We start from the raw sequence: 13506 nt of genomic DNA on the forward strand, positions 1-13506 counted from the left end.
ACCTATCTAATTTTTAAAATCATGTATAAGTTAACGTTCATATCAAAACATATATAATAAGAAAATGTATCCAAAGTTTTATGCATCCCATTTTCTTCTCTTTATACTATTTTCTATAAGTTAACAAAAATAAAAAACAAGATTACACATCAAAACACTATGGTTATGTTGTAATCCCAATATATTATATATCATACAAATCCATTTCCATCAATTAATATACTGTATTATAGGCTTTATGTTCACATAAATTTCAAAAATAGCCCTTTAATTCATTATGTTTCCCCACGTCATCACACCATAAACTCCCAATTTTTCATAACACCACACCATTTATTGTGTAAAGGCATATAATTTGCACTAAGGAAACATTTATGTTCAAATAAAATTATCAACTAATACATTTAAATGTATTGAAATAATGAGCAAGAATAAATACAATAATTTCATCAAGTTAACATTTTAAAGGGGAAAACTACTATGAATAAAGATATATCAAAAGATGAACAAGTCCCTTCTCAAAGTACAACTGTTCAATCAGCGCATTTAGCATTAAGTGGACAAACGAAAGGCTTAAAAAGACTATTACCATTCTTAGGCCCAGCTTTTATCGCTTCAGTCGCTTATATTGATCCTGGCAATTTCGCGACAAATATTGCAGCTGGATCACAATATGGATATTTATTACTCTGGGTAATTCTTGCTTCTAATTTAATGGCGGTATTAATCCAAACTTTATCCGCTAAATTAGGAATTGCTACAGGTAAAAACCTTCCTGAAATCGCTCGAGAAAACTTCCCAAAACCTGTTTCCATCGGTTTATGGATTCAAGGGGAGCTCGTTATTATGGCGACTGATTTAGCTGAATTTATTGGAGCGGCACTCGGATTGTACTTATTGTTCGGGATTCCAATGTTACCAGCCGCTTTAATTACAGCTGCTGGATCATTTATTATTCTTGAATTTCAACGCAGAGGCTTCCGTCCATTAGAAGCTATTATAACAGGAATGATTTTTATCGTTGTTATCGCTTTTGGTGTACAAGTCTTCTACGCAAAACCAGAATTAAGCCCTTTACTTTCAGGTCTATTTATTCCAAAATTCCAAGGCGTGGATAGTATCTTATTAGCAGCTGGTATTTTAGGCGCAACCGTTATGCCACATGCAATATATCTACATTCCGCCTTAACGCAGCGCCGTGTAGTCGGAACAAATGATGAACAAAAGAAAAAGATTTTCCGCTTCGAATTTATTGATATCATTATCGCAATGGTTATCGCTGGAGCAATTAATGCAAGTATGTTAATTGTTGCTGCTGCACTATTCTTTAAAAACGGCTTGCATGTTGAAGATCTTGATGTTGCTTTTAACCAATTTAGTAACTTAGTCGGTCCTGCATCCGCTGCTTTATTTGGAATCGGACTTTTATCAGCAGGTTTATCTAGCTCTTCAGTCGGGACAATGTCTGGTGACATTATCATGCAAGGATTCATTCGAATGCATATTCCGTTATATTTACGCCGATTTATTACAATGATTCCACCATTAGTTATTATCGCTTTAGGTGTAAACCCAACTTACGCTCTCGTTATGAGCCAAGTTGTCTTATCATTCGGTATTGCTTTTGCGTTAGTACCACTTATTATGTTTACAAGCAGTAAAAAAATTATGGGTGCACTCGTTAACCACCGTATAACAACTTTTATCGCTTGGATAATCGCTGCACTCGTTATCATTTTAAATATTTTCTTACTGTATCAAACATTTGTAGGGTAATGAAAAAAGGTATTCCAATAAAAATGGAATACCTTTTTTGGCGAAGTAATTCTCTTCTAATTACCACCTATGTATGTACCTCTTTCTGGCATTATCGCACCTTTTTCAGTTCGAAAGTAAAGTGGTAATCCTTCCGAAAGAAATATACTCACCTTGGATGGATCCTGCCTTTGATGATGAATATGTAAATGGGGCTCACTTGAACTCCCTGAGTTACCGACTTGAGCAAGAACCTCTCCTTCATTTACATGTTGCCCTTCCCTCACATTAATTGATCCTTTCTTTAAATGGGCAAGCATCAAAAATGTCCCTGTTTCATCTAGTCGTAAATAAATATGATTCCCCGCCATTGACTGAAAATCATCCGATCCCGGAACTACATCTTTTTCATCCTTATTGATAGATACAACTGTTCCAGAAGCTGGTGCCATTACTTTCGCTCCATATATTCCATAGTCACCTAACTTACTACTTTTCACTTCAGCAGGCGGGATAAGAATATCATATGCCCATCGTTCATTCGGTTTTATAACGTGATAGTTCGTTTCTACCCGATCACCACCCCATCCTACTAGTGCTCGTTCATTTAAGGGAAAACGAACGACTATTTTAGGACTCATAGTCTGTACATCTGCTGGGTAAGCAAGTCCGCCTATGTTAGCAAACCACCCTAAAGGCCAAGCTCCAATTATAGAGAAAAGAACTATGAAGAGTAGTGTTCTATCTATTCGCTTTCTGAAAATAACTTTCCACACAAATAGTAATACTGACCCTATCGAAATAAAGATTGATACTACGCTAAAGGCTTGTATACTCCACCAAACAATGACTGATATAACACCATTAACTAAATAAACTACACTCCAACTTATAATTAAAAATGCAACTAAAATTACTAATACATATTTCTTCCACATGTTGTATCCCCACTCTCATATCTTTGTTCTACATGATACGAAGTGAACATTACGACATAAAAAAGAAATACTTACGACTTTCTTACATTTCTTTATACTGCGGTAAAACGATAGTGAAAACTGTTTCTTTATCATTACTACGCACAGTAATATCTCCTCTATGAAGCTCAGCTATACTTCTCGCAATTGCAAGTCCCATTCCTTTTCCACCCGTATGAGAGTTACGTGATTTTTCACCACGATAAAACTTCTCAAAAACGTAAGGAAGGTTCTCATCCGGAATGCATTGTCCAAAATTTTTAATTTCTATTTTAACGTTCATGTCTCTTTTAAAAACTTGAATTAAAATCTCCTTTCCGTCTTTCCCGTACATAATACTATTACTAATTACATTTTCGAATAGCCTTACCATAAGCGCTACATCCATTTCCACATGTAAATCCTTATCACCTTTAATACAAAAGCTCATATCGGCATCATCTAGTTGTGGTACAAAATCAATCATGATTTGTTCAATGAACGCTTTCATATTTACTACACTTTTATGTAATTCGATCTCTCTATAATTTATTTGACAATATTCTAATAAATCATCTACTTGATTTTTTAATTCATAACTTTTTCGCTTTAATATACTTACATACTGTTCACATTCTTCTCCATTTGAATGAAGCTTATCTCCTAACAGATCCGTGTAACCGATTAGCGATGTTACAGGAGTTCGTAAATCATGAGAAATATTACTAATCATTTCATTTTTCATTTCCTGCGATTTTTTTTCATTCTCGATAGACTCTTTTAAACTTTTGGCCATCCAATTAACATTCGTGGCTAATTCACCAATCTCATCGTTTTTTAAAATAGGTATATGTATTTCAAAATTACCATTACTTATTTCCTTCACGTTCTTGTTAATTTCAGACAATCTTTTCATCATTGTTTTTGTCATGAATGCAAAGTATGTTGTAATAAAAATTAAAAAAACTATAAAATATAAAAATGAATATTTTTCTTCTAATGCAGTAACATGACTATACATATTTCCAATTAACATTTGAAACGCTATTATACTTAAAGTTGCTAACAAGATGCTACATATGAATGCGATAAAAAACTTAGCTCTAATGCCTTGTAATGATTTAATCTTCAATTTTATATCCGACTCCCCAAACATTTTGAATAAACTTCGGTTCTTTTGGATTCTCTTCAATTTTATTTCTTAATCTTGCGATATGAACCATTACTGTATTATTACTTTCATAGGCTCTTTCTTTCCAAACGCTCTCATATATTTCTTCAATAGTAAACACACGATTCTTTGCACCTGCCATTAAGTACAAAATATCATATTCAGTTTTCGTAAGGTTGATTATTTCTCCATATAACATCACTGTTCTCGACACTTCATCTATTTCTAAACCTCTAATGTTTATTATCTTTTTTATTACTTGGACAGCATTTTGATTGAAATATGTATACCTTCTTAATTGAGCTTTCACTCTTGCTATAAATTCAATTGTACTGAACGGTTTCACAATATAATCATCTGCTCCAGTACTAAATCCAATTACCTTATCTACATCTGATGATTTTGCGCTTAAAAACATAATTGGTAAACTATGTTTCTCTCTAATCCTTCTACACAATTCTATACCATCCATTTGTGGCATCATAATATCCAAAATAGCAAGTTTAATACTGTTATTATTTATTATTTCTAAAGCCTCTTCCCCGTTATGAGCACTAAAAACTTTAAAACCTTCTTGCATTAAATTCGCGTTAACAAATCGAACAATATCTTGATCATCATCTACAATTAAAATTGAATTTTTCTCCATATACAAACCTCTTTTTGAAATATATTCCACAATCAATTTTATCACAAATCAAAACCATACTTCCCTCTTGAATAATCTTTATTTTCAGATTACATTATATAATAACAACACATTCTAGTTTCAGAAGAAATGGAGTGAAAGTATGTTTCCTATATTGAAAACCGATCGACTCATTTTAAGAGAACTTACCGAAGAAGATGCACCGAGTATACTACAATGCTTTTCTAATACTGATGTACTGCGCTATTATGGCCAAAAACCATTACAAGATGTTGATCAAGTGAAACAAATCCTTACTAACTTTAAGTTGAGTTACAATACAAGAAGCGGTATAAAGTGGGGAATCGAATTAAAAGATAAGAAAGAACTCATTGGTACCATCGGTTTTCACGATTGGTCTTCTGAGCATAAACGAGCCAATTTAAGTTATGCCTTTTTCCCTGAACACTGGGGAAATGGATATGCTACTGAGGCAGTTTCTGAAGTTATATCTTACGGCTTCCATACACTTCATTTAAAGCGTATCGGAGCAATTGTCTTCCTTGAAAATGAGGCGTCAAATAAAGTGCTATTAAAATTAGGGTTTGAAAAAGAAGGAGTTCTAAAAAATTATATGTATCAAGATGATATTCCCTATGACACGAATTATTATTCTTTATTAAAATCAGTTTAATAGAATTTATGTGTAAAAAAACCTTACTTTTAAAAGTAAGGTTTTTTTCAGGCTGTGGAGAAAGTCTTTTCATGTGTCAACACTGATAAAAAAGAGGACAAAGAGAGATTTTTTATGATGGGTGCTTTAAAAACATCGTGATGAGCGTGTATCCGTTTCTGTAGAAGAGTTCGTTCCACAAGACCATTTCCTTCGTGCGATCAAAGCGACAATTAGTTTTCATTTTATTAAGGAAAAACTCCACGAAACTTCAACTATCAGGTGCTAATGTTCAACAATGTGTACCGATAATGATCAAACATTTTTATAAACCAACATAACGGACAGTAAATCGGCTTTTCTCTTGTCGAAATTTACTTAGCATACAGGGGTCATATATTTTTAAGAATAACGGAAGAATATATAGAAAATGCTACATAGATGTGAAGTTTAATCTACTTAGGGGGGACAACCTTGTTCAATCAAATGGTAAAAGCTGTACCGAATTTATTTACGATCGGAAATTTATTGTGCGGTGTTTTTTCAATTACCATGAATATGAATGACTATTTGGAAGTAGCCTCCATTTTCATTTTCTTTTCAGCTGTTTTTGATTTTCTTGATGGAAGGATTGCGAGAAAATTAAAAGTGAACAGTGAGTTTGGTGTAGAATTGGATTCCTTAGCTGATATTGTTAGTTTCGGAGTTGCTCCTGCACTTTTATTTCATTCGATAGCAACACCATCTATTTTAACTTCTTTGGCATTTGTCCTTTTCCCAACGATGGGTGCTTTAAGATTAGCTAAATTTAGTGTTAAACCAACCATTGGATATTTTAAGGGATTACCTATTCCAGCTGCTGGATTACCATTAGCTGGTATGGGGTTGTTTTCATATAGCAATGCATGGATTACATTAATCCTCGCTCTCTTAATGGTAAGTCCAATTAAGTTTAAAAAATTTTAAGTGTGTGCCCGCCCATCACCATCAAAACTTTACGGAATATCGTTTATTTGAGTAAGACTATAGAAATAGTAAAGGGTAGGTTCTGTTGCAAAGTTTGAAAAAAGCATAAACTAGTTGGTAAATAAGGATAAAGGTTTAAGAATTAGCTAGTAATTGTTGAATTTCATTGTACGTTGAAAATGTGGAGCGAGGGGCTAGCCTCTCCTAATGTCATAAAAAAATAAAGAGTGATAGGAATTCATCAAACCTGAAAATTACCTAAAATAAAAAAAGAATTGCCCTTGGTCAAAAACAGACTGTAGGGATTTTCATCTTTTTGTATTAATTACCCATCCAGGTCTTCCCCCCTTGTTTTTAAGTGTAAATGCAATAGCTGGGGTGAAAACAGGGAATAGTCTCTTCTAAAATGAAAGTAAACTTTTCAATATTAGTTTACTTTCATTTTATTGACTTTATCACAACTTACCCATTCCCCTCAAAAATGACTAGAAAAGTATTCATTCAAAACACTATAAATAAAGAATCTAAAAACTACATGAACAAAAACAAACATCTCATTGATATACAACTGATTCGAAGTAATTCATATTACTCTAAGGACTATCCAAAGTAATAATGACCCATACTAAAAATAGATATAGACGCTTAGATGAAATGGGTGATCAATATGTATATGCCAATGGAACAAGAGATTAGAGGATATTTAGTTACAGGTTCCTGTCTTGTAATTATAGTTTCTTTAATACTTCTCATTTATTGGCTCATTAAGTACAAAAAAATATCATCTGATTTATTGCACACTTCTTAACACTTGCTTTAAGTTTATTCCTTTTGATAAACCTTCTAATCGGACCTAACTTTTCTAATTACCCTATGGCATCAGAGGAAAATTCACCTCAATTGGCCTTATCAGGAATCACTTGGATAGTAAGTATTATTCTCCTCTCAAAAGGAATTTTGAAGTTTATTAAACGAAACGTTCGTAATTAAAAACAGCACCTAAACTTATCTAATTTAAATAAGGTTGGGTGCTGTTTTAGTTACCATAATTCCACTTATCAGTAGCAAGGAAAAAGCAGATCCCTACTCTCATAAAGAATCTACCTCTTTCTATCAATCCATGCAATTTTTTATACATTTCTATTATAGTGTGGGTTCTCGTTTGTTACTGGATTAACTGAAAAACTCTATAAAATCCTGCATACTTTTAGCGTAGGTTTTTCGAAAATACTGGTGATGGCACACCGTAATATTGCACGCCAGCAATACCAAAAATGGACTTTTCCTTCGGTAGGAAGAATCCCACTGACGTTAGTCAGCTTGCCTCTTTAGGAGTGGGAATGTCAATATATATTCCACCATAATACAACTTCAAAACTATTTTTCTTTTTTCCATGATATTCGAAATTCCCCACCATGTTCTTCCGTTTTAATTTTAACCTTATATGTATCATCCTTAGGTACTTTAATATTTTTTTCGCCTTCGCCACTATTAAACTCTAGTATTGTATTATCATTTGAATCCACAACATAAGCAATTATAGTTCCTTTTTTAGTTTTATCATCAAAAGAAAATATCCAATTCTCACCTTTTTTAACTTTCCTATCTTGAGTTGCTGATCCGGTAAATTTTCTATAATCCCCAGATATACTACCAGATACACTATCTGAAGAACCATGAACTTTACCCCCAACAATAGTTCCCTCTCTTGTAAAACAACCACTAAGAATTACTAAACACAAAGCAAATAAAATTGTATTTTTAAAAATTTTCAACATCATTACCTCTTTTCTAAAACCATAAAGAACGTACTATCCGGTAGCGCAACCGCATTCCCAGACTCATCTTTAAACTCGATTTTCTCGCTAAGATGTTGTGTATATCCATCCTGTAAATAGTTCATAGCTTGAATGATGTTTACTTTATCCCCAAAGATACCCTTTACGAAATCCTTATAGTCGTTTGGCGCAAAGATTCCAAACTGCTCTTGCACCTCGTGAACGAAAGAATCCTCGCCCCATGTATACGTATATAAGAACTCCATCGCATCGTTAACAGGCATTTTGACTATATTATCTGCAAGTACCTCATACTGGATTATACGCCCCTTAAATTCACGGACATACTGCTCTAAGAACTTCATTCCGCCTGCATCTTTAAAATGAATCACACGCATTAACGTTTTATCTTCGCTCATGATGCCATCACGAATGATAATACGACCTCCTGGCTTTAACACTTCGTAAGCACTCTGTAGCCCCTTTTTAATTACTTCATGATTGAATTTCTTCCCTTCATACTCGATATAAGAGAACAGTTCATGAAGGATAGAAGAATATACAATCGTATCAACCGATTCTTTATCAAACGAGCTACCTAAGTTGATTGCATCCCCTTTAATGACGTCCCAAGAACGACCTTCGTCCTGTTTCTTCTTTTTCAACGTATCAATCACGTTTTCGGAAATATCGATACCGTAGATTCGTTTATTTTCGGTCTCTTCTTCAATCATGTCTAGCATAACACCACCACCAGCTCCAACATCTACAACCGTATCTCCCTTTATATAATCAAGAATAATTCGTTTATCATCAGCCGAACTATTCATATGTTCCAAATACACTTCTTCGTTATGGAATCTATCATATGCGTCCTTTCGTAACCCGAAGAAATCAAAGAGCAGTACATTTGCTCGAGCATGCATCATATCTATCTTTTCTGCCTCTACACAGAAGGTGATTAACGCCTCACCTACAGCAGAAAATTGAAACGACACATACGCCGTCTTCATATCTTTATCGACTTTCATCTCAAAAGAAACATGCGTTGTATTCGGCTTCTCGTTCTCACGGTACTCCCGTAGATACTTCTCAATAACCCGCTTACGATACACGTTGTCCTTCTTCTCACCTTTGAAATCATAGTGCAACTGCTGCATCAATTTCTCGAAATGGATATGTTGAACCTTTCTAGTTCCTATCTCGTTCTTTAACATAACAAAAACTGTCCAAATATCCTCGAAGCTAAGAGCATGCATAGACGGTTCTACATACCACAAATCCTTATCAGATAAGAACGTTTGAACGTCACTCTTCTCGCTCCCCATAATTATATCTTTTTCAAATACTGACTCCTTATGTTTTGGCGTGAGTCTATGTATACGAGAAGTAAACGGCTCCACATACCCATCAAATAGCCCATCAATTGTAATCTTCACATCGTTCTTTACTTCACTCCACAAAGATTTTGATACGCCCTCAATAATACATTGGTTAAGAAAGTATAAAATCTCCTTTAACCTAACGTCTCCGTATTCTTCTTTATATGTGTTAATTAAATCAATATGAGAGTCCAAACGAGCCTCCCCGCGGATATACTGCCCGATTAATCCATGTGTTCTAATTAAATCTCGAACAAACAAATACTCAGTAGCGTTTAAGTTTGTCTCTATACGTTCGATAAACTGAATATCACTAAAGATATCAGCAGAACCCTCGTTATGTACCAATAGATTGATCCCGTTTTTCTTCCATTGCTCCCGCTGTTTTAAAGAGCCTACCTTTGCAAGCTCACTATACGTTAGTACCTTTTCAATAATGCGATACGCTTCTTCATCTAAAGACAATCCATCTAACACTTGCAGCGTACGGTGTACATAGTACAACACCGCGTCTGTTTTTAATGCACCAAGTACCTGTACATTCTCATAGTTTTGATGTATCTCCTCTGCCTCGATTAGATACTTTAACCACGTAGGGTGAGCATCAGAAAACCCTTCGATGTATGTATTTAGAATTTCAATGTTTTTCAACTTATTTACCCCCATATAATCAATATTTGTAGTAAGGGCTGGGGCACCTTCTCCCAAAAGATCATCACCCTATGTCCCCCTAAATGCTACTGCTTGCTTTTTACCATCTACATCTCTTTCAAATACAAATGCATCAAACCCAGTCTTTTTATCATGTAAAAGAGAGTTATCTATTTCCTTACTAACATACCAAGTTTGTAACATATTCTTTTGTTCATCTCTTATTTTAACTTCATCAGGAATTTCGGCGGAATAGACATCAGGACTCAGCGGATCACTTCATAAATTAATGAACATATGTTGTGACAGAATCAACGGAAAAGGCAAGCGGTTGCATTCCACTTGCCTTTTTTTCATAGCTTAGTATGTATTTGAATTTCTTTTGCTTTCTCTTTTTCACCCTTCACGCGTACGATTAAATCATATGATCCGGATTTGGACGCTTCAAAAGAAAGCAGACCTTCTTTTTGAGAAGTGACTTCTTCTTCATAAATAACCTTATCATCTTTTGTAACTTGCAATAAAATCGTACCTTCTTCAACGGCTGCTTCATAAGGGATTTCCACATTTCCTTTTTCAGCTTTAAGCGTTTGTACATCGTAATACCCTTGCAGAGAACCAATTTTCAAAGTCGTTTCGCCATTTTTTTGAACCTTTGTGACTTGTGTTGCTGTGTTGCATGCGCTTAACAATACAACAAGAGTAAGAATCATAAATAAACGTAGTAATTTCATAGAAATTCTCCTTTTTTATGTATATGAATTAAAATTCTAAATTTAAATTTTGTACCATCTTATTTCCCACCTCTTAAAATAGCTGTTTTTATAATAAAATAAGTAATAGAAAATAATAAACAAGTACCCATTGTACCAAAAACTGCAACTGAGATGTTACCTGCTAATGTTTCATTTGGATCTAATGCATTAGGTAAAACTGTACCAAAAATTGCAATACAGGCTAATACAACCATAAAATATTTAAATCTTTTTACTTTCTTATTCATACTAATTATCCCCTTTATTCCTTAACATTAACTTCTAAACCAAATCCCCCCAAAACCTACACCAGGACCTAATGGTACATGAAATTTGACTCTGCTTTTTCTAGCTTCAAAAGATCCCCCGAGATTCCCAAATTAATTTCCCCCAAGTATTATACATAACAATTCATTCATATAGAAAAAGCCCCGTTCCAATCAAACACTTAAGCCCCTCTTTTTTTATAATACTCAAATAATTCTACACAAACATTTCTATCAATTCATCTTAATACCTCAATTACCTTTTAAGTATACCAATGACAAAATATATAATCTAATATTTTTTATATAATTCAAAAACAAACATAGTTACAGCAAGAGAATGCTTGTATGCTGATCTGTACTGCATTCCCTTATTCCATATATGCTATATTTCTATTCTTTTTTACTTAAATAAATTGCTCAATCTTATTTGTTGCAACTTCTTATGAATGCGTAACTACAATTTTTCATTTCTCTTCTTCATATGCTGGGAACACCACCAAAAGATGTCCCTGCCCTATGAAAAAAACCTTACTTTTAAAAAGTAAGGTTTTTTGTATTTATTCATTAGCGACATAAGCATTCTTATAAGTATAAATACCACCAAATTGATGCTTTTCAATTCCTTTTACATAATCCTTTTGTACGTAAGCTGAGCCCATTTGATAAAGTGGTGCGACCGCAGCATCCTCTAACAGAATACGCTCGGCCTCTTGCAATGCTTCCCACCTTTTCTTCTGATTTAGTACTAGATCACTTTTCGCTCTCTTTATTAATTCATCGTAGTGAAGGTTAGAGTAATTCATTTTGTTATTCGGATTACCCGTCGTAAATAGTTCTAAATAACTAATTGGGTCTTTAAAGTCCGGTCCCCAATTTGCCATAGATATATCGTAATCTCCGGTTTGTTCTAACTGTAATTTTTGCTTAAATGGCTGTTGTTTTATTTGTATCGTTAATCCTTGCAAATGCTTTTCTAAGTCACCTTTTATATATTCTGCCATACGTTTTGCATTATCTTGTTCAAACGTTAAAAACTCAAGGTTTACTTGCTCTACTCCAAGCTCTTTTTTCGCTTCTTCCCAAATCTTTTTCGCATTTTGCAAATCATATGAAGAAAGATCTCCGTTTTCTTTTCTAAAATCTTTACCCGTCTCTTCGTTTACATGACCAGCTGGTACAAGCCCACTTGCAGGTTTTGCCCCATTATTAATAAAGTGAGCAACGAAATCCTCTTTATTTAACGCGAATGAAATAGATTGACGCACCTTTTTATTTGCTAATGCATTATTTTTTTCATTAAAACGTAGCATAGCAATTCCAGGATCGCTCGACATATGTAACTCCTTATTCCCTTTATACTTGTCTACAAATTGAGAATTAATAGGCACCCGGTCCAAATCACCAGCTTCGTATAAATTAACAACCGTCATTGTATCCTTTACAATTTGAAAGTTTATTTCGTCTAATTTCACTTTCTTTTGATCCCAATATGTAGCATTCTTCTTTAATTGAAACTCTTGTTCATGCTTCCATTTCTCTAATACAAATGGACCATTATATATGAGATTACTAGGTTCCAATGCATAATTCTTTCCTTGTTCCTTCAAAAATGATTCATGCTGTGGTAAGTAAATAGGTAATGCTAACAGCTGTAAAAAGTAAGGAATTGGCTGCTCTAGTTCCACTTCTAATTTATAATCATTTATAACTTTAACCCCAAGTGCATCAAGAGGCATTGTTCCCTTATTTATCTCTTTCGCGTTTTTCACGTAAAAGAGCATGGACGCATATTGAGACGTTGTTTCAGGGTTAATTGCACGTTTCCATGCAAACATAAAATCATTTGCTGTCACACTGTCTCCATTTGACCATTTTGCATCTTTACGCAAATCAAATGTATATTTTTTACCATCTTCACTTCTTTGAAACGATTTTGCTACCGCTGGAATAGGCTGATCTTGATCATCTAATACATACAACCCTTCAAATATGTTTTGCATAACATGCGCTGATGTGCCATCCATCGTTTTCGCAGTATCAAGAGAAGGAATTTCTTCTGATACTGTTACATTTAATACTTGTTTTTTTGCCTCTGTGTCACTTTTATTCGCTTTATTATTACAAGCTGTTAATAATAAAGTTGTAACAAGTGCCATTACCATTAAATGGCTCTTTTTTCGCTTCATGAATTGTTCTCCTTAAGTATAAAATATTATAAAGCGTTATATATTATAGCAGAAATATGAACAGAAAGATGCGACATTCTTTTGAATATTTATTCGTTCAAAAAAAAGCTACCCTTTTAAAAAGGATAGCTAAAGATTGCATGTATAATCTGCGCTGTTTGCTCAAGTGTTTATAAAAAATCTCTTATTGCATACCTCCCTTTTTGTTTTAACTTTTCTTCTGTTTCATGTAAATTCCCCCATAACTAACTGAATAGGCGTATAGGGTACAGTTTGGTTGGGATATCTTCGTATCTCCATTCAGCAATGCCACTTTGTTTTTTCGAATCAAGGTC

12 protein-coding genes are annotated in these 13506 nt (G+C 34.0%); 3 read left to right on the forward strand and 9 right to left on the reverse strand.

The window, feature by feature from the left end; genetic code table 11:
* Nucleotides 1-480 precede the first annotated feature (480 nt).
* Entirely contained in the window at nt 481-1776 is a 1296-nt protein-coding gene (locus tag ACXY7N_RS03640; protein ID WP_001030665.1) for an Nramp family divalent metal transporter, read from the forward strand.
* Between the two features lie 56 nt (nt 1777-1832).
* Here ACXY7N_RS03640 and ACXY7N_RS03645 read toward each other — a convergent pair whose 3' ends face one another.
* From ACXY7N_RS03645 to ACXY7N_RS03655, 3 genes are all read right to left on the reverse strand, one after another.
* On the reverse strand, nt 1833-2693 hold the full coding sequence (locus ACXY7N_RS03645; RefSeq protein WP_016134155.1) for a M23 family metallopeptidase: 861 nt from the start codon (nt 2691-2693) through the stop codon (nt 1833-1835).
* Nucleotides 2694-2775: 82 nt separating this feature from the next.
* Entirely contained in the window at nt 2776-3843 is a 1068-nt protein-coding gene (locus tag ACXY7N_RS03650; protein ID WP_016134154.1) for a sensor histidine kinase, read from the reverse strand.
* Complete coding sequence (locus tag ACXY7N_RS03655; protein ID WP_088083602.1) at nt 3833-4531, reverse strand: response regulator transcription factor; 699 nt, start codon at nt 4529-4531, stop codon at nt 3833-3835. Before ACXY7N_RS03655 ends, ACXY7N_RS03650 begins: the two co-directional genes overlap by 11 nt.
* Nucleotides 4532-4673: 142 nt before the next feature.
* On the opposite strand from ACXY7N_RS03655, the gene ACXY7N_RS03660 reads away from it, so the two are divergent.
* Complete coding sequence (locus ACXY7N_RS03660) at nt 4674-5204, forward strand: GNAT family N-acetyltransferase (RefSeq protein WP_016088386.1); 531 nt, start codon at nt 4674-4676, stop codon at nt 5202-5204.
* Between the two features lie 453 nt (nt 5205-5657).
* Nucleotides 5658-6149: a CDP-diacylglycerol--serine O-phosphatidyltransferase gene (pssA, locus tag ACXY7N_RS03665; protein WP_016088387.1), complete on the forward strand. Its 492-nt coding sequence runs from the start codon at nt 5658-5660 to the stop codon at nt 6147-6149.
* A gap of 1377 nt (nt 6150-7526) precedes the next feature.
* Here pssA and ACXY7N_RS03670 read toward each other — a convergent pair.
* From ACXY7N_RS03670 to ACXY7N_RS03695, 6 genes are all read right to left on the reverse strand, one after another.
* Nucleotides 7527-7928 (reverse strand): hypothetical protein, encoded by a 402-nt coding sequence (locus ACXY7N_RS03670; protein ID WP_016088388.1) that lies wholly within the window; start codon nt 7926-7928, stop codon nt 7527-7529.
* 2 nt (nt 7929-7930) lie between these two features.
* Nucleotides 7931-9976 carry a class I SAM-dependent methyltransferase gene (locus ACXY7N_RS03675; RefSeq protein WP_033659822.1) on the reverse strand — a complete coding sequence of 682 codons (2046 nt, stop codon included), beginning with the start codon at nt 9974-9976 and terminating at the stop codon, nt 7931-7933.
* A gap of 54 nt (nt 9977-10030) precedes the next feature.
* The gene (locus ACXY7N_RS03680; protein ID WP_016134149.1) at nt 10031-10165 is read right to left on the reverse strand and encodes a hypothetical protein; all 135 of its coding nucleotides are present in this window, start codon (nt 10163-10165) and stop codon (nt 10031-10033) included.
* A 149-nt stretch (nt 10166-10314) separates the two neighbouring features.
* A complete protein-coding gene (locus ACXY7N_RS03685; protein WP_016088390.1) occupies nt 10315-10695 on the reverse strand; it encodes a BA_1872 family lipoprotein in 381 nt (126 codons plus the stop codon).
* A 59-nt stretch (nt 10696-10754) separates the two neighbouring features.
* Nucleotides 10755-10964, reverse strand: coding sequence for a hypothetical protein (locus ACXY7N_RS03690; RefSeq protein WP_001036929.1), 210 nt, complete (start codon nt 10962-10964; stop codon nt 10755-10757).
* 578 nt (nt 10965-11542) lie between these two features.
* Nucleotides 11543-13171, reverse strand: coding sequence for a peptide ABC transporter substrate-binding protein (locus ACXY7N_RS03695; RefSeq protein WP_016136622.1), 1629 nt, complete (start codon nt 13169-13171; stop codon nt 11543-11545).
* Nucleotides 13172-13506 lie beyond the last annotated feature (335 nt).

Source organism: Bacillus sp. 5w2 (assembly GCF_054353775.1).